Below are 18,137 nucleotides of genomic sequence, written 5' to 3'. Positions count from 1 at the left end.
CTAGGAGGCTGACCGAGAATAGCGTCCGAGCATAAAATTCAGTAGAACGAGTCAGCTTTTTCACTGAATTTGTGCGAATAGTTGACCTATTTAAGCAAATTCAGTGGAAAAGATGGCCGTTCTTTCTGGATTTTAGGCCGGGCTGTCTATTCTCGGTCAGCCTCCTAGGCCTGCAATATTGCTGGTTATGACTCAAAGCCTGCAATACGGTCCTGTAAGACCACTGTTTGCTATTGCCGGTAATCTGACGGGTTTATTGTTGCTTTCTACCTGTTCAGTGCTCGGGCTCAGTACTCTCATTATGTACTCGGCATTGGCATTTACTGCGGTGAAAGTTATTGGTGCAGGATATCTGGTGTATTTGGGTGTGAACCTCTGGCGAAAAGGTCTGTCTATCTCCTTGTCAGATGATCAAGGGGAGTCTCGTAAACATGGGCTTCATTTATACATCCAGGGCCTGTTAGTAGCAGCGACCAATCCAAAAGCTCTGGTGTTTACCATGGCACTTTTTCCTCAGTTTATTAATATTTCGGGGTCATTGCTGCCACAGTTTACAATTATGGTAACGACACTGATGTTTTTTTCTTTCAGTTGCCTCCTCTTCTACAGTTTACTGGCGCACCATATCAAAGGTCGCTGTCAGAGCTGGTTGACCAGCCCGTTTTCAGGAAAGATTTTTGGCTCAACCTTCATGGGGGCTGGCACTTTATTAGCGCTGGCAGGCCATCGTTAAGTTAGGAATTTTCAAAATAGTGTAGATATCTACAAATTAAGTTTCGTACTTTAATTCTCGTTTGAGTTAGTCTGTCACCACAATAATAATTCCAACGAGAACTGTAGTTATGACACATCAGGATAATTTCTCCCTCAAGGGTAAGACCGCGATTATCACTGGTTCAGGCAAAGGTATTGGTAAAGCCATAGCGTTGGCTTTTGCAGAAGCGGGAGCCAATGTGGTTTGTGTTGCCAGAACTCAGGCTGATATCGATGCTGTAGCTGAGCAGGCCAGTCAGTATGGTGTGAAGTCACTGGCAGTTGTCTGTGACGTGATGGATGAGTCTGCGTTAAATGCCTTGGTGGTTCAGACCCTGGAGGTGATGGGGCAGGTAGATATTCTGGTTAACAACGCTGGAGGTGCTCGCCCCGGGCCTGCTATGTCCGTATCGGGTGAACAACTGACTCGGGACTTTGAGTTTAATGTGACTACTGCGTTTAATCTCTGTCGTATTGTTGCGCCTCATCTTCAAGCGCAGAGTGGTAGTATCGTCAATATTACTTCAGCTGCAGCAAGATACAGTCAAAAGAATTTCAGCAGTTATGGAACCTCTAAAGCAGCACTAGATCATCTCACCCACCTGCTTGCAGCAGAATTTGCACCGACTATCAGAGTGAATGCTATTTCTCCTGGCGCGATCATGACTGAAGCGTTGGAGCAGTTTCTGGATGAAGCCTCTACGCAAGCGGTTATAGAGAGGACACCTATGAAAGCAATGGGTAAGCCTGAAGATATTGCGAATGCTGCAGTATTTCTGGCGTCTCCAGCCGCACGATGGATTACCGGCAAGACACTTGAAGTGGACGGTGGGGCTGAATCCACACCCTGGCCTTTTTAAGCATTGGTTAAAGATCCTTTCGATCTAAAACATAAGTCTTTATTCTTCTCCTGCAAGCTGTAGGAGAAGATTATGAGAGCTGCTTTATATCTACTGTTGATAACACTATTAACAGGGTGTTCCGCTTTGCAGGTACACAACAGTAAATACCCTCTTCAGGTTTATACTGAATCTTCCCCCTCAGGATACGTTAAGGTCAAAGCTTATATCTCTGACTCAGAGCCAGTGCAATCTGCCCGGGTGCGGATAAAAACGGATTCAGGCCGAGTAGTGGCAGATAAAGAGCTTGAAGCAGGTGAAACCCGTTTTCTATATCCTGTTGAAGAGAATAGAGTGACCATTCTGGTGCAGGATCCAGAGGGTAAAAAAGGCCGCTCTATTCTGACTTATGGGCAAGCCTTTCCTGGTCGTGAATCGGGACACATCTTTAATCACTAAGCATTTAAGTTATCTATTCAGGTGTCCAGATAGATGAGAATCCTTGTATACAACAAGAAAGATGGTGAGGTCTGGACTGCAGCTGTCAAAAAAGCTTTTCCAGATGCAGATGTACGTCACTGGGTAGAAGAAGAGAGCCATGACTGGTTGGCCGACTATGCTGTTATCTGGCAACCACCCGACTCTTTTTTTGTGCAACAGAGCCGTCTGAAAGCTGTGTTTAATCAGGGGGTGGGCGTTGATAGCCTTGTGAATATTAATAGCCTTCCTGCAGACCTTCCCGTTTTCAAACTGCGGGGCGTTGGCATGGAAGAGTACATGTCGGATTACGTTACGTATGGCCTCCTTCACTTTTACCGGGATTTTGATTTATACCGACAACAGCAGTCCTCTCCTTTATGGAAGCAGCACAGAATTGACCCAAAGTCAGACTGGACCGTTGGTGTTCTGGGCATGGGAGTTATAGGTAAGGCTGTGGCTAAAACTATCAGTGGGCTAGGTTTTCCCGTGATTGGCTGGAGCCGAACGGAAAAACAGATTGAGGGAGTGAAATGTGTAGCGGGTGATGAAGGATTACAGCATCTTTTGAAACACTCTAGAGCCCTTGTCAGCCTGTTGCCTTCGACACCAGCGACTCAAAAACTGCTGAACCAGAAAACGTTGGAGCAGTTACCTAAAGACAGTGTTCTAATAAATGGAGGGCGTGGTGATGTACTTGATCTAGAGGCTTTAGAGCACGTTTTGAAATCAGGCCACGTGAGGGGTGCCATGCTGGATGTGTTTGAGATAGAGCCGTTGGAAAAGAAACATCCTCTTTGGAAGAACAGTCGAGTCATCATTACACCACACATTGCGGCTCCCACTCCGATTGAGCAGGCACTGGAACAGATAGTGGCTGATGTTGCACAGATAGAGCAGGGAGAAATGCCTCCGGAGATAGATAAAAGCCTGGGTTACTAGATGGCCCCAGAGCGTATAGAATACCGGCCTTCAGCACATTGAGGTTTTACTATGGCAATTAACTGGTTTCCCGGGCATATGCACAAGGCTCGAAAGGAGATCAAGAAAGTGGTTCCGGAAGTTGATCTGATCATCGAGGTTCTGGATGCCCGTCTTCCTTTCAGCAGCGGAAACCCTCTGGTGCCTTCCCTGCGTGATAAAACGCCTTATATCAAAGTGTTGAACAAGAGCGATCTGGCTGATCCTGTTATCACAGACCGGTGGATCAGGGAGATGGAGAAGGAAGACGGGGTCAAAGCCGTTGCCCTGACGCAGAGCCAACCAGAAAAAGTGCGCGGTGTCTTGAAGCTGGCTGAAAGCATGATTGAGCGAAAGCTCGACATCAAAGGCATGCGAGCGATGATTCTGGGGATTCCGAATGTCGGCAAGTCCACCATGATCAACACTCTGGCAAACCGCATTATTGCCAAGACGGGTAATGTTCCTGCGGTGACCAAGCAGCAGCAAAGAATCAAATTGCCAAATGGCATGATTCTTCTTGATACTCCAGGATTCCTCTGGCCAAAGCTGGAGCCAGAAACCTGTGGTTACCGACTGGCCATTTCCGGAGCCATCAAAGATGCTGTGCTGGAATATGAAGACATCGCTATGTTTGCAGCCGAGTACTTCCTGAAAGCGTATCCCGAAGCTCTCAAGACCTGCTTTCAACTTGAGACGTTACCTGCAACCGATATCGAACTGATGGATATGATCGCTGCCCGCAGGAATTGTATGCGCAGAGGCGGTATTGCTGATCTTCACAAAGTATCTGAAATATTGCTTAACGAGTTTCGTAGCGGTGGCTTAGGGCGTATAAGTCTTGAAACACCGGAAATGATTGAGCAGGAAAAGCCTGAGCCAAAAGAAAAAGAGTAACTGTTTCGGTCTGTTGATCCGGCAAAGCTGGCCGGATCAAACCACTTGTTCCGGAGGCTTGAAGCTGTCCGGATTGTCTATGTAGTGCTTCACGATGTCGTTAGGTTTCATACCTTCTTTTTCGACTTTGGAAGCCCAGTTGAACTGCCCCTGCGCCCTATCCAGATGCCGAACTGAATAATGGCCATCTTGCTCCATTTTCAGCATGAGCTCTTCTTCCACACCCGTTTCAGTGTTCTCAAGCAGGAACCAGAGAAGGTTGTCTCCATTCGCTATTTTGACACTGTATGGAAGCACCTGATGTTTCCCATGGGTAAATTCTTCCTGGTATTCAGGTTTAAGTTTTGCTTCTTTACGGAGCTTACCAATCACAGTTTCTGGAAGGGAGAGGTCTCGTTTGATCGTTTCAGAACTATTGGAGGCATTGAGTTCACGTACAGCGCGGATGAAGTGGATCATGCCCTTGAGAATGTTATAAAGGCCTTTTGTGGGAGCAGCGATGAATGAGAGGGGTAAACTGAAAGCTCCACCAATAGTTGCTCCTAAGTACTGGAAAGGCCTGATGGCTTTGGCATTATAAAATTCCAGTTGCTTGGTGACCGTCAGAGTTTCTTGACCCCCTGCTTCTTTTTTAAGGGAGTAGGATTTCCATTTTCTGACCGGAAACGTGATCAGTCGACCAAACTGTTTACCAACGGCGGACCCTGCTCTTCCGCCAGCATTAAACGAATGGATCACACCATCTGGCACAGACTTCACTCCCATGGTCACGACGTAACCGGCAGCAGCTGCAACAGAAACAGGTGTTCTCATTGGGTGATTCCTTTCTTCAGGGCATCCTGTTAACTAGTCGTCAGATAACAGGACTATTTGAGGCCATGTCATGGATTAGATACCATCGGCGGAATTCTCATCTTCTGTGAGAAAGTCCATTTGATGGATTTTTTTTGAATTTGATCGGAACAGAAATCATTCGGCCCAGCCCTTTTCCAACAAAAGCCCCTACTCTGGCGCCCGGGTTCATTGCATGACATATACCCATCGCCTTTCAAGATGCTACGTTGTTGCCAGCGTTCGCTCACCCTGATCACCTACTACTTGTAGGCTCACAGGGCTTCGCTCACTTGTCGCCTGGTAGCATCTTGAAATCCAATGGGTATAACCCATCGGGAGTCCCTTTCAGAGCCATCTTTCCCACGTGTTTGAATGAGGTTCCTATGGATGGCGTCATGGTCGATCTTCCTTAGGAGTAGCCACAAATAATTTCCTTATTCAAATCTGCCCAAAATCCGTTCGGGGTGAGCTTGTCGAAGCCCAATGCTATAACCCTTCGAAAAGCTCAGGGCGAACGGAGTCCGGGTGAAAATCGGGAAGTTATTTTGGGGCAAATCCTTAATTTGTTTATGCAATTAAACTTAGTTGATTTATAAGGGATAGTGCTTGAAAGGGATCGAACAGCTGTGAAAGCGCAAGATATGGTGTAGAGTCAATAAGTTCCTTCTGGAACGGCACCTGATAATTAAAAGAAGAATTAAGGTATCACCATGGCTGTTTGGCTCAGAAGAGGCTTGCTCCTCTTATTATGTCTGCTCATTCTAATCGCTCTTTCCATCTATATATTGTTGCAACGAAGCCTTCCCCTTCTTGACGGCACGCAATCCGTTCAAGGACTTCACAGCAAAGTTTTGATCGAACGGGATAAAATGGGTATTCCTGTGATCGCTGGGCAGCAACGTGCTGATATTGCTTTTGCTCTGGGGTATCTCCATGCACAGGAACGTTTTTTCCAGATGGATCTGAACCGTCGAAACTCTGCAGGTGAGTTATCTGAACTGGTGGGTGAAGTCGCTCTCCAACACGATAAAACTCAACGTAAGCATCGTTTTAGAAGAACGGCAAAGCAGGCTGTTACCATAATGACGCCCAATCAGCTTGCCGTTCTGGAGGCCTATACCCATGGGGTGAATCAGGGGTTAAAGCATCTGAAGGACAAGCCCTTTGAGTACTGGTTGCTGAATACAGAACCTCAACCCTGGCGTAATGAAGACACTTTTCTAACCGTATTCAGTATGTACATGGACCTCAATGATGATGAGGTTAAGCTTGATAACGCCAAAGGTTTTCTAAGTCGGATAACATCTACAGAAGTCATTGATTTTGTGTCTCCACTCAGAACGCGCTGGGACGCCCCAGTGGAACCTGGCATCTATCCCATTCCCGAAACCCCCGGCGTTGAGCAGATTAACTTGCGGGAAAAACCCTCTGATTTTTATACGGCATTGACGGGAGAGTTGATAGAAGACTCCTTGATTGGCAGTAATAACTGGGCTGTATCGGGGCAACTGACTGATCATGGTGGTGCCATCGTTGAGGATGATATGCATCTGAATCACCGGGTGCCGACTATCTGGTATCGGGCACAGTTTCGTTTTCCCGATGCTGAAACCGGTGAGCCTGTGAACATTACCGGTGTGACGTTGCCTGGAGCCCCCATAATGGTTGTGGGCAGTAATGGCAAGGTAGCCTGGGGCTTTACCAACAGCAGTGCGGACTGGGTTGATCTGGTAGAGCTGGATCTCGGCGAAAATAATCTCTATATGACGCCTCAGGGGCCAGAACGTTTAACGATATGGAATGAAACTATTCAGGTAAAAGGGCAAGCCCCCGTCGTGGTTGAATATCGGGGCACTCGCTGGGGACCTGTGATTGAATCGCCTTATGACTCTGTGCAGTACGCTCTTCGCTGGATAGCCCATGACCCCGAAGCAACCAATATCAATCTGATGAATCTGGAAACAGTCAATTCTGTTGAAGAAGCTATGGCTGTGGCGAACTCCAGTGGCATACCTCCGCAGAACTTTACAGTGGGCGATGCAGAAGGAAATATTGGTTGGACAATTGCTGGCCGTATTCCTACCCGTTCTGGCCTGGACACTTCCTACCCATTGTCATGGCAGGATGCCGACAGTCACTGGCGTGCCTGGCTGTCGCCTGAAGATTATCCCCGAATATTCAATCCTGAACACAACAGAATCTGGACGGCCAATGCCCGCATTGTTTCCGGTAAAAACTATGAGAAGCTGGGCAATGGTGGTTACGCTTTAGGTCCAAGACAAATGCAGATCCGGGACGATCTGATGACTATTGAAACCGCTGATGAGCAAACTCTGCTCAATGTCGCATTGGATGACCGTGCTCTTTACCTGGAAAATTTTCGCCAGATTATTCTGAACGCCCTTGGTGAGCCTGTACGATCAGAAAAGTCAGGGCGACAAGTATTCCATCAATTTGTTGAGTCCTGGTCTGGTAGAGCGGCTACCGATGATGTGGGTTACCGACTCGTCAGAGAGTTTCATGACGCTCTCAAGCTGAAAGTAATGAAATTCCTGGGTCGTTATTTCATGTCTTTGGCTACTGATGCAAAGGTGGGTATAGAAGACAGTTGGCTGCAAAAGATCAATCATGAAAATGAGATGTTACTGAGGCTATATCAGGAACAACCCATGAACTGGTTGAGCTCTGAATACTCCAGCTGGAATGAGCTGTTCCTGGAAACCATTGATGAATTAGTGGTTGATCTGGGAGGGGCCGACACATTGGCTGAGGCGACCTGGGGTCAAAGGAATACCGCAAAAATTCATCATCCGCTCAGTAGTGCTATTCCGGTCTTGGGACAGTTTCTGAATATGCCCGCTGTACCTTTGGAAGGAGACAGCTGGATGCCCAGAGCTCAGCATCCGGACAAAGGAGTATCAGAACGAATGATTGTTGCGCCAGGTCGGGAGGAAAACGCTATTTTTCATATGCCGGGTGGGCAGAGTGGTCACCCCTTGTCTCCCTTTTTCAAAAAAGGTTATATGGATTGGGTCGAGGCACGGGAAACTCCCTTTTTACCGGGTGACGCTCAATATCGTTTAACGCTGCTGCCTATTCAGTGAGTCTGACTTTTCTCGCATCGCTTCTACTAATGGCTTGTCATTTAGGCGGGGCAGGAAACAGTTTCTGAGTAAACCGGTGAAGCTTTGCTCAATAAAAAAGCCCGCAGAGCGGGCTTTTACAAGGCTATAGCGATACTGCGGTTATTGACTGGCAATCAGGTTTTCTCGAGGGGAATAAGTCTTGTGAACATATTCCTCGATCATTTCTTTGTATTCTTCGGTAATGTTACCACCTTTAAGGGTTGTGACTTTTATACCATCAACAAAGACAGGTGCTGAAGGTGCTTCACCTGTTCCTGGCAGACTGATACCAATATTGGCATGCTTGCTCTCACCAGGACCATTGACGATACAACCCATAACAGCCACTTTCATTTCTTCTACACCAACAAACTTGTGGCGCCAGGTGACCATTTTGGCTCGCAGGAAGGCGTCAACTTCATCGGTCAACACCCTGAAGAAAGTACTGGTAGTTCGACCACAACCCGGACATGCAGTCACTTCGGGCGAGAAGCTGCGGACATCCAATGCCTGAAGGATTTGCTGTGAGACAATGACCTCCCGGTCACGGCTGCCAGTGGGTTCGGGGGTCAAAGAGGTTCGGATGGTGTTACCAATGCCCTGCTGAAGCAGTACGCCCATGGCAACACTGGAAGATACAATGCCCTTGCTGCCCATACCTGCCTCGGTGAGACCCAGATGAAGAGCATATTCGCAGCGTTCGGCAAGCATCTCGTAAACACTGATCAGATCCTGTACCCGGGAGACCTTGCAGGAAATGACTATTTTGTTGGCACCCAGTCCTCTTTCGACAGCAGCATCAGCACTGGTCAGTGCTGACAGGACCAAAGCTTCGTGAAGGACTTCCTGAGAGGATTTAGGCTGTTCAGAACGAGCGTTCTCATCCATAAGACGAGTGGATAATTCTTTATCCAGACTGCCCCAGTTTACCCCAATACGAATGGGCTTATCGTACTTAATGGCCACATCAATCATAGTGTTGAAGCGGTCATCTTTTTTGTTACCAAAGCCAACGTTGCCAGGATTGATACGATATTTGTGCAACAGACGAGCTGTTTCATCGTATTTTGTCAGCAGTGTGTGACCGTTGTAATGAAAGTCACCGACAATGGGCACGTGGTAATTTTGTTGTGCCAGCTTTTCATAGATTGCAGGCACTGCTGCAGCGGCTTCTTCGGTATTGACCGTCACCCGGACAATTTCAGAACCAGCGTCTGCCAGAAGCTTGATCTGCTCAACCGTACGCTCCACATCAGCAGTATCCGTATCTGTCATGGACTGGACTACGACAGGGGCATCGCCACCGATGGTGATGTGTCCTACCTGAACAGAGTGGGTTTTATGGCGTCGGCCCATTAACTTGATTCCTCCGGAATGCGTTATCGAGTTGCTTCGACAAAAGTGCCTACAGCGAATTTAAAAGTGCCTACAGCGAATTTAAAAGTGCCTACAGCGAATTTAAAAGTGCCTGCAGCGAATTTAAAAGTGCCTGCAGCGAATTTAAAAGTGCCTGCAGCGAATTTAAAAGTGCCTGCAGCGAATTTAAAAGTGCCTGCAGCGAATTTAAAAGTGCCTACAGCGAATTAAAAGCTGGCAGAAATGCCCACAGCGAATGTGTAAGCAGCCACAGAATCTAGATAGTTTAACACTTATCGGGAAAAGCGTACCGGGAAGAACTCATCCGGAAGCTACAGGTTTCCTGTACCATGGAAGAAATCGTTGATTACGATCAAAAATGTGTCATTGGAGAGATAAAAACATGGCTAAAGAAACCACAGTAAGAGCTCGTATCGACGAAGCGTTAAAGGATGAAGCGGAAGAAGTACTCCGTAAGTTGGGACTAACGACCTCACAAGCCATTAATATCTATTTCAGTCAGATCGCCTTGAGAAAGGGGTTGCCATTTGATGTGGTGATACCAGAAGAGAAGAAGTCATAGTCTACACTTTTCAAGCTTGGGCTGGATAGGAGGCAAGTCGTGAAAGATCTATACGAGACAGACTATTATCGCTGGGTTGAGCAGCAAAAGGAGTATCTGACCAACCGTCAATTTGACCAACTGGATGTGGATAACCTTATTGGGGAAATTGATGATATGGGAAGTGAGCTGGATACGCTGGAATCTCGTTTGACCACTCTCCTGCTCCACCTGCTGAAATACGATTACCAGGTTCGGATTTTAAATCCCATTCTCCCTGAGCCTTACAATTGCAGAGATTGGATGGCAACCATAGACCGGACAAGGATTGCAATTAGAAAGCTCCTTAAGAAGCGGCCTCATCTAAAGAGCATGTTGAATATAAGCATGAATGAAGCGTATCCAGATGGAAAGCTGCTGGCGATTAAAGAAATGAACCGATATGTAATGAAACATCAACAACTGGATGAGCATAGCTTTCCAGAGATTTGTCCCTGGACTTTTGATCAAGTTATGGAAGAGGACTGGTTGCCTTCAAGCTATTGATTTATTGCAAGCTGTCTGAACAAAACGGTGATTCTCTGCCTATTCTGGAAAGTAGGCAACCATCAAAATAGGAAGCCAAATATAAGGAACTCAAATCCTGCCAGTACCTCTGAATAACCGGTTATACACTTTTTATGCACAGGTTGTTCTATAGGATTAGTCGATCAATAAAAATTATGACCCCCTTAAATAAAGGCCATTAGCCGTCAAAAGACTCTGTATATAAATATTTGCTGTTGATGGCATTTGTACTTATCCACAATTGTTATAGAAAGTTTTCCACAGACCGCCGATCATATCACAAGGTATCTCTCGCCAGATCATTTTCGATACTCGTTTCCACGGTTCTCCATGGGAATGCATACCTTGGTCTTTTTCAAGGACGTTGGGATGGGTTCCCAAGCAGGAGCATAGGAACCAGATGGGAAGATGTTCTGGATGCAATAACCGGATTTAGGGGAGCACAGGGACTGTGCAGTTGCAGAATCGATTTATCAGTCAATTCATCGTGCCAGCACTGGTGGGCTTTGTGGCGGCTGGGCCTGTGTGGGCGACAGATTACCCTGTTGACACATCAGCAATAGCTAGGAGTACTTCAGGTTCCGATATAGCTACAGACATTGTTAATGTGACTGGGGATAGAGATGTCACTGGTGATAATGCCATCACTATTCAAGGTACAACTGATACGGGTGGAGCTGGTACTGCAGCAGGTATCACTATCAACGGAGGGGCCAAGGTCACCTCCACTTCAGGCCGATCTATTCAGATTAATGATGGGGGTACTGTCAGTGCCACTATCACTAATATGGGCCATATTGATAACGGAATAACCATCTCTGGTAATACAACCATCGCGGGAGGTGTTCTGTCAGTTACTAATGGCAGTGGTTACGCCAGCATTCATGAAGGCTTTATTGTCAATAATAACGCCACTGCTTCATCTTCGACTTCAGATACCGTGTCTATTGGTCAAAATGGTTATATCGATTACATCAACGTTGAGACTGGTTCATCTCTGACCAATACAGGCCCACACTCAGCCATCAATGTAGGAGCCGATGGTCAACTGGGGGGAAGCTTTAATAACACTGACATTGGTGGCAGCGAAGGTAACATTGTACGAAATGAAACGGACACAATTCTTGATATAGATGGTGCTGTCTCTTCAACAGGTTCCTCAGCCATCAATATATCCACAAATGGTACCGCTACAGGCAAAATCGACATCTCTGGTGTGGTATCAGGCCAACAGAAAACGTCTTCAGGTGGTACAGAAAAAGGTGCGATTAATATCGATGGCACTTATACCGGGAGCATTGAGATTACGGGTGCAGTTAATGATGCGATTATTGTTGGCGGTACCCACAATGCCACAGGCGATGCGATTAAAACCACATCTGGCGGAACTCTGGGGGACAATCCGGGTGAAGTGATCCTTCAAGTAAAAAGCGGTGCAAGCCTGTCTTCTTCATCAAGTAAAGCAGCGGATCTCGATGGCACAATTCGTGGCAGTATTGTTAATGAAGGCACTATAACCGGTGGTATTGAAATTAAGGGTAATCAAAGCGCCAGCGGATCTGCGTATGAATCGAATAATGGCAGCTTGACGGGTGGCTTCACTGTCTCAGGTACCGTCAGCTCCAGTGGCAACACTATTTCTCTTACCAATGGTGGCACCATTGACACGGTCACCGTCAGTAGTGGCTCACTCACCAGAACGGGTGGAGGCAATGTTATTGTTCTGGACGGTGGCACGACAAAAATTAACAAGGTGTCCAACAGTGGCAATATTAATGGTGATATTACTCTGACCAATAATGCCACGATAGGTAATGGCCCCAGCCAAACAGGCATTGAAAATACCGGAACCATTACCGGTAATATCGTCAACGGTGGCCTCATTGAAGGCATTAACAGCACCGGAACCATTGTTGGCGGGATCACCAATACCGGAAGTATCACGGGTGGGGTAACACTGGGAACGGTTACCGCATCGGGTGCAAACAATTCGGCCTATCAATCAACCGGTACCGGCACGCTGACTGGCGGAATGATCATTAATGGCAATGTCTCATCGGATGACAACACGATTTCCATTGGTACTGGCACTTCTCTAGACACATTGGCAGTAAACAGCGGCGGCAACTTATCCACAACCGATACCACTAACCAGAACGCAGTCAAAGTGGATGGCACTGTGACGACTATTTCAACGTCAGGCACAGGCACCATCACCGGTAATATTAATAACGAAGGGACTGTGACCAATGTTGAGTTAACCAGTCAAACCAGTGGTGGTAATGTTTACTCTTCTGCGGGTGGCAGTCTGACCAATTATACCGTCCAGGCCAATGGTTCAGTCTCTTCTTCAGGTGCTACAGCGATATCTCTGGGACAGGCTTCAGGCAGTAACGGAACGATTACCAACCTGACTGTGAATGGCACACTCAAAGCCAATCCAGGCGGCACCGCTATCAATCTCGATGCCACAGGTAATATTACTAATCTCGGTATTGGCGCGAATGGTGCTCTGGGTGACTCTACAGATAACGGTGGCACCATAAATAATGGCGGAACCATCGGAACCATCACCAACAGTGGGAATATTTACGGCAATATCAATAATGCTGCAGCAGGCAATATTACCACCCTCAACAGTACCGGAACCATTACTGGCAGCATCACCAATGCCAACACGATAGGAACCATTGCGGTTAAGGATCAAAATGCCGGTTCGGCAGCAGCGTACAGTTCGAGTGGCTCGGCAACTCTCACCAGCTATACCGTCTCCGGAGATGTGGTCACAACGGGAGCGAATGCTGTTTCTATTGGCGGCACCAGTAGTGTGGGTACTATTACGGTCTCCAATGATGCTGGTGCAAAACTGAAAGGTGGCACCAATGCCATTAATGTTGTTGGTAGTGTGACCACAGGCATTGTGAATAATGGCACGATAGAGGGAAATATCGCGAATACCGGGGCTGTAGAAGCAATCACTAACAGCGGTACCTTCACAGGCTCGATAGATAATAACAGTGGCACTATCAAAACTTTTACCAATGCCGCCACCATGACCGGAAACATCGATAACGACGCCACTATTGATGACATTGTGAACACCGGAACTATATCAGGCACTATCAATAACAACTCCACTATCACCAATGGCATCAATAGTACTGGAATCATTGATGGCTCAATCAGTAACAGTGGTTCTATTGGTTCTGGTGTTATTGTGACAACGCAGACTGCTACTGGAGCTGCTTACCTCGGTAATAACAGTTCAACCCTGACGGGGACTTATGATGCCCGGGGTGCAGTAAAGTCCACGAGTGATCATGTCGTAAACCTTCTGAGTGGTTCTCGAGTTGACCAGATCAAAGTGTCTACCGGTGGTTCATTGATAGCTGAAGCTGCCAGCAAGCATGCCATTCAGTTAGCAAGCGGCTCCAGAGTTGATGATAACTCAGTTGACGAGGCCGAAACCATCATATCCATTGAGAGCGGTGCGATGGTCAATGCCACAGGTACCAGTGGGTTGGCTCTAAATGTAGATACTAATGTGACCGGTATAACTTCAGTGGGTGGCACCCTGAGTGGTGCAGGTGGCTCAATCAAAATTAACAGTAATAGAACATATACCGGCAGTGTCGAAGTAGAAAACGGCGGTAGGATAAGTAATGTTATTGATATCTATGGCACCCACACTGCTGCTGAGAATACATTGTATGTAAAGGATGGAGGTACTCTTGGAAACGGTAATGATTCTCAAACAGTTCTGAACATCAATGCTGATGGAGCACTAAAAACCACTTCAGGTTCAGGCGCAGCTATAAAAAATGAAGGTAGTATTACTGGAGTGATTCACTTGCAAAATAACGGTTCTTTGCAAGGTGCCATTCATAACAAGGGGAGCATTAACGGCAATATCTTGCTTGAGGAAAATGTCAGTTCATCTGAGTCAGTTTATTACTCGCAAGGGGTGAGTAGCTCGCAAAAAGCCACTATGAGTGGCCGCTTTATTGTCAACAACAGCAAAGAAGTGACTTCCTCAGCAGATACCCTCTTTCTCGATTCACACTCCGAGTTATCCAATATCACCATTCACAATGGTTCAAAGTTAAAAAGCACTGGAACAAACAAAAGAGCCATTTATATTGCCGAGAATGCTCATCTCAATAGTGGGGCTGAGGGTAATGAGGCCCTTACGTTGAGCGGTGACCTTACTTCTGATGGAGGTGCCGCTATTGAAGTCCAGGGCGCCTTGACCGGTAAATTAATGATTAACGCTACCGGATCTATAACAGGCAAGGGAGGGGCAACGGATGCTGCAATTCTGCTGGATGGATCCGGTACACATAATGGTTCTATAGAAAACCGGGGTGTGATTCGCGGTGGTATCTATATCGACCAGAATCAGACTGCAGCCAATCAGGCTTATCTCTCTCAAGGGTTGGTGAGTGACCGGGCTGCATTGGTCGGCGTCAATGATCAGGGTGGCGGCTACACCATTGATGACGGTGTCACAGTGACTTCGACTGGTACCGATACGCTGGTGGTGGGCGGCTACTCGTATGTTGACTCGGTTGTGGTTTCAGGCACTGTGAGCACCGTTGCTGGAACAGCTGGAAGTGCCGGGGGTAATAATGCTATTCGTATTGCCAGTGGTGGCCAGCTGGGTGGCAGTGATAGTAGTGCAGGTACTGGGGTCAATCGTCTGGAAACAGATACGGTTATTGATATTGAAGGCACTGTGTCATCGGTATCAGGGTATGCCATACAGATGGATGGGGTTGTGACCGGTGTGATTCGTGTTGACGATGGGGCAACGCTGACGGGTGACACTGCCGATGGCGCCATTGCCATCAACAATGTTTACACGGGTGCTATCAGAAACCTTGGCGCTATTATGGGCGATATTGATGTTTCTAACCTCCATCAGGTCACTTCAGGTCCTCTTCTTTACTTAACAGGTAATGCGTCGGTTGACGGTAATTATGTGGTTAAAAATGGTGGTTTTGCCTTCTCTGTCAGTGGAACTGAAATTCTTACCGAAGGCACTTCCAATGTGACTGGAGTGGTGGTTGAGTCCGGTGGTACTCTGGGTATTGATACCAGTGAAACGATTCGGGCCAGAAGTGGAACAACGATTGATAATGTGACTGTTGCAGGTACTCTCGCAGGTACGGTACGCAGCGATGGTAATATCAAAGCTGTTTCGGTAGAGCTAGGTGGTCGCCACCGAGCCAATAGTGATCATGCATTAGCGATTGAAAGTGGTGGTACTGTTGAGAGTGTCGCCATCAAAGGCACCAGTTACTCTACAGCCAGTCAAATTGGATTATTGACCAGCCTGGCCAGTGACAAGAGTGCAATCTACGTCGCTAATGGAGGAACACTGGGCACTACTGAAGGGACAACTGCGGTCACCATTGATGGACAGGTCACTTCTACTTTGGGCCATGCCATTGATATTGCAGGCACTGCCAGAGGTGCCATGAACATTGGTCAGTATGGTCTGGTTTATGCCGGCGAAGCTGCTGACAGTAGTATCAAGATTGGTGGTAGTTACACCGGTAGGATTTATAACCAGGGTGAAGTGGCTTCCGGTATTACGGTCGATGGTACTCATACTTCCAGCACCCAAGCCTACTATGCAAAAGGTAGCAGCAGTTCGGCCAAGTCGAAGTTAGCTGGTGGCTATCGGGTTATGAGTGGTGGCTCTGTGAGTTCCAATGCGACTCATGCCGTGCATCTGGATGAATATTCTGAAACTGATTTTATCGAAGTTACTGGTAGCGGTAGTGCTATCAAGGCCAATGCTGATGGGCAGTCTGCCGTTTATGTGGCGGACAATGCCAAATTGGGTAACGGTATTACCGGCATCGGGATTACTTCAGGTGGTTTGATCACGGGTACTGGCAATGTGGGCAGTGCTGCAATCAAAGTAGACGGCACCCTTTCTGGTAATATTTCTGTCAGCAATGGTGGTCAGCTGGGCAACAATACGACCGCTTATGCCGTTGATTATGCCAACGCTGATACTGCCTTGAACTTTGTTCAAAATGGAGCGTCCTCGTATACCAGAGGACGCATTCAGGGCAGTAGCCAGGCAACCGATACCGTCTCTATCCGGGAAGGTTCTTTTGAAGGGAATCTGACCGGTGTCGAGCATCTGATCATTAGTGATGACGCCTACATCAAGATGCACGGTGACTTTACATTACCGAGCAAAACCACGGTGTACCTGGATGATAATTTCAATGCGGGTAAGTCACTGATCACATCAACAGGCACCGTTTATGCCCATGCTGACCGCAGTAATCTGGTCTTTGTACCAGAAGACAACAATGCCTATCTGAACCTTTATCGCTCAGGTCCTGTGATCACGGTAGTGGATGCTCAGGGAGTGGCCGGTGATGCAGTGAATCTGATTGATGTGGACTCAGGGAGTGTTCTGTTACAGACCGAAACATACGTGGAAAACAACAACATCAAGGTACGTCTGGAAGCCAGTACTTCTGAAGATATTAACGGTGTTATGGGACAGGCTCTGTTGGCTGCTCTTGATCCTAACGCAGATCCTGTGAAGTCCCAGCAAATTCTGACCACATTGAATCAGGAAGAAGACGTTGTAGGGGATATTGAAGATGATGTTCGGGCAGATACCACCGGTTATGCTCATATTGCGCCAAGAGAAATAGCTCTGGCTACCCAGAATATAGTCTTTGACCGGATCGACAGCCTGAGAGCCGGAGGTCTGAACTTTGGTGACGATGGTTATGGCTTTGGACTCTACGGCAATAGTTACGACGATGAAGAAGAAGCCAGAGAAGAAGAGGATGATCAACAGGCGTATGAGCCGGATGAAGATGCGGTATCAACCAGCCGCTATCGTCAGATTCGCCAGATGGATTACACGCTGATAAATGGTGGCACCTTCTGGGGGCAAGCGATGTATCTGGAAGGTAACCATGATAAGAAAAATGGCAGTGATGGATTTAATAACCGGGCTGGCGGCATTGTTCTCGGTGTAGATTCCGTGGTTTTGGATAGCTTCCGAATGGGAGTAGCGGCTACTTATGGCTTTGGTGTGGTAAACACGGAAGGTGATCGTTCAACAGAGAGTCATAACTTTCTAGGTACGGTCTATGGCAGCTGGGAGAGAGGTCGTTACTTCGTCGATACCTTGCTGACACTGGGCACCGCTCAGAATGAAACCGACAAAACGGTTCAGAACCAGAAAATCACCGGTGAGTATACGAGCAAACAGTGGAATCTGAAGACAGTAGCCGGTGTACGTTTTGCCGTTTCTGATACTTGGGAGTTCACACCTGTTGTAGAGTTCAATTACGGTCAGGTAAGGTTCGACGCCTATGAAGAAAAAGGTAATGTCGGTACCGAACAGAAAATTGAAATTCAGGACTACAGTGCGTTGGAAATGGGATTAGGCTTCACATTACGTGGGCTATTCCATAATGGTACCAGCTATGTTGAGCCAGACTTTACCTTTAAAGCCTACAGTGATTTGAACACTACGGGTTCAAAGGTTCAGTACACCTTCCTGGCAGGTGGTCCTTCTGCCTATATTGAAGGCCCGGAGCGTGACCGCCAGCGTTATCTGACCAGCTTTGGTCTGTACTTTGATATGGGTAGTAACTGGTTTGTACGCACCGGGTACGACTATCGCTGGAGCCAGCATTATCGTTCTCATGCGTTTAATGCCAAGTTCCGTTATCACTTTTAATTGCCTGTTAATTGCCTGTTAATTGCCTGAAGAGTGGC

12 protein-coding genes are annotated in these 18,137 nt (G+C 47.3%); 10 read left to right on the top strand and 2 right to left on the bottom strand.

Annotated elements, in window-relative coordinates:
* Positions 1 to 142 precede the first annotated feature (142 nt).
* The 5 genes from GZ78_RS17845 to ylqF all read left to right on the top strand — a co-directional run bounded on the left by GZ78_RS17845 (position 143) and on the right by ylqF (position 3,926).
* The gene (locus GZ78_RS17845; protein WP_051786317.1) at positions 143 to 733 is read left to right on the top strand and encodes a LysE family translocator; all 591 of its coding nucleotides are present in this window, start codon (positions 143 to 145) and stop codon (positions 731 to 733) included.
* A gap of 109 nt (positions 734 to 842) precedes the next feature.
* A complete protein-coding gene (locus GZ78_RS17840; RefSeq protein WP_034839016.1) occupies positions 843 to 1,613 on the top strand; it encodes an SDR family NAD(P)-dependent oxidoreductase in 771 nt (256 codons plus the stop codon).
* A gap of 72 nt (positions 1,614 to 1,685) precedes the next feature.
* The gene (locus GZ78_RS17835; RefSeq protein ID WP_152558810.1) at positions 1,686 to 2,051 is read left to right on the top strand and encodes a hypothetical protein; all 366 of its coding nucleotides are present in this window, start codon (positions 1,686 to 1,688) and stop codon (positions 2,049 to 2,051) included.
* Positions 2,052 to 2,084: 33 nt separating this feature from the next.
* Positions 2,085 to 3,011, top strand: coding sequence for a 2-hydroxyacid dehydrogenase (locus GZ78_RS17830; RefSeq protein WP_034839011.1), 927 nt, complete (start codon positions 2,085 to 2,087; stop codon positions 3,009 to 3,011).
* Positions 3,012 to 3,062: 51 nt separating this feature from the next.
* On the top strand, positions 3,063 to 3,926 hold the full coding sequence (ylqF, locus tag GZ78_RS17825; protein ID WP_034839008.1) for a ribosome biogenesis GTPase YlqF: 864 nt from the start codon (positions 3,063 to 3,065) through the stop codon (positions 3,924 to 3,926).
* 36 nt (positions 3,927 to 3,962) lie between these two features.
* Here the strand turns inward: ylqF and GZ78_RS17820 are convergent, their stop codons facing one another.
* Positions 3,963 to 4,739, bottom strand: coding sequence for a hypothetical protein (locus GZ78_RS17820; protein ID WP_034839006.1), 777 nt, complete (start codon positions 4,737 to 4,739; stop codon positions 3,963 to 3,965).
* A gap of 872 nt (positions 4,740 to 5,611) precedes the next feature.
* Between GZ78_RS17820 and GZ78_RS17815 the strand changes: the two genes are divergently transcribed.
* The gene (locus GZ78_RS17815; protein WP_161787418.1) at positions 5,612 to 7,864 is read left to right on the top strand and encodes a penicillin acylase family protein; all 2,253 of its coding nucleotides are present in this window, start codon (positions 5,612 to 5,614) and stop codon (positions 7,862 to 7,864) included.
* A gap of 141 nt (positions 7,865 to 8,005) precedes the next feature.
* Here the strand turns inward: GZ78_RS17815 and ispG are convergent, their stop codons facing one another.
* Positions 8,006 to 9,241: a flavodoxin-dependent (E)-4-hydroxy-3-methylbut-2-enyl-diphosphate synthase gene (gene ispG / locus GZ78_RS17810; protein WP_034839000.1), complete on the bottom strand. Its 1,236-nt coding sequence runs from the start codon at positions 9,239 to 9,241 to the stop codon at positions 8,006 to 8,008.
* Between the two features lie 18 nt (positions 9,242 to 9,259).
* Between ispG and GZ78_RS29040 the strand changes: the two genes are divergently transcribed.
* The 4 genes from GZ78_RS29040 to GZ78_RS17795 all read left to right on the top strand — a co-directional run bounded on the left by GZ78_RS29040 (position 9,260) and on the right by GZ78_RS17795 (position 18,099).
* Positions 9,260 to 9,472 carry a hypothetical protein gene (locus GZ78_RS29040; RefSeq protein WP_152558809.1) on the top strand — a complete coding sequence of 71 codons (213 nt, stop codon included), beginning with the start codon at positions 9,260 to 9,262 and terminating at the stop codon, positions 9,470 to 9,472.
* 172 nt (positions 9,473 to 9,644) lie between these two features.
* A complete protein-coding gene (locus tag GZ78_RS17805) occupies positions 9,645 to 9,824 on the top strand; it encodes a type II toxin-antitoxin system RelB/DinJ family antitoxin (RefSeq protein ID WP_034839582.1) in 180 nt (59 codons plus the stop codon).
* A 39-nt stretch (positions 9,825 to 9,863) separates the two neighbouring features.
* On the top strand, positions 9,864 to 10,349 hold the full coding sequence (locus GZ78_RS17800) for a DUF29 domain-containing protein (RefSeq protein ID WP_034838998.1): 486 nt from the start codon (positions 9,864 to 9,866) through the stop codon (positions 10,347 to 10,349).
* Between the two features lie 478 nt (positions 10,350 to 10,827).
* Positions 10,828 to 18,099, top strand: coding sequence for a hypothetical protein (locus GZ78_RS17795; protein ID WP_236631613.1), 7,272 nt, complete (start codon positions 10,828 to 10,830; stop codon positions 18,097 to 18,099).
* The last annotated feature ends 38 nt before the right edge of the window (positions 18,100 to 18,137 follow it).

Source organism: Endozoicomonas numazuensis (genome assembly GCF_000722635.1).
GTDB lineage: Bacteria > Pseudomonadota > Gammaproteobacteria > Pseudomonadales > Endozoicomonadaceae > Endozoicomonas_A > Endozoicomonas_A numazuensis.
This window is presented reverse-complemented; position numbering and strand designations above follow the sequence as displayed.

Coding starts and splice junctions, on each gene's coding strand:
- GZ78_RS17840 (WP_034839016.1), top strand. CDS start 843: ATGACACATCAGGATAATTTCTCCCTCAAGGGTAAGACCGCGATTATC.
- GZ78_RS17835 (WP_152558810.1), top strand. CDS start 1,686: ATGAGAGCTGCTTTATATCTACTGTTGATAACACTATTAACAGGGTGT.
- GZ78_RS17830 (WP_034839011.1), top strand. CDS start 2,085: ATGAGAATCCTTGTATACAACAAGAAAGATGGTGAGGTCTGGACTGCA.
- ylqF (WP_034839008.1), top strand. CDS start 3,063: ATGGCAATTAACTGGTTTCCCGGGCATATGCACAAGGCTCGAAAGGAG.
- GZ78_RS17820 (WP_034839006.1), bottom strand. CDS start 4,739: ATGAGAACACCTGTTTCTGTTGCAGCTGCTGCCGGTTACGTCGTGACC.
- ispG (WP_034839000.1), bottom strand. CDS start 9,241: ATGGGCCGACGCCATAAAACCCACTCTGTTCAGGTAGGACACATCACC.
- GZ78_RS29040 (WP_152558809.1), top strand. CDS start 9,260: ATGCGTTATCGAGTTGCTTCGACAAAAGTGCCTACAGCGAATTTAAAA.
- GZ78_RS17805 (WP_034839582.1), top strand. CDS start 9,645: ATGGCTAAAGAAACCACAGTAAGAGCTCGTATCGACGAAGCGTTAAAG.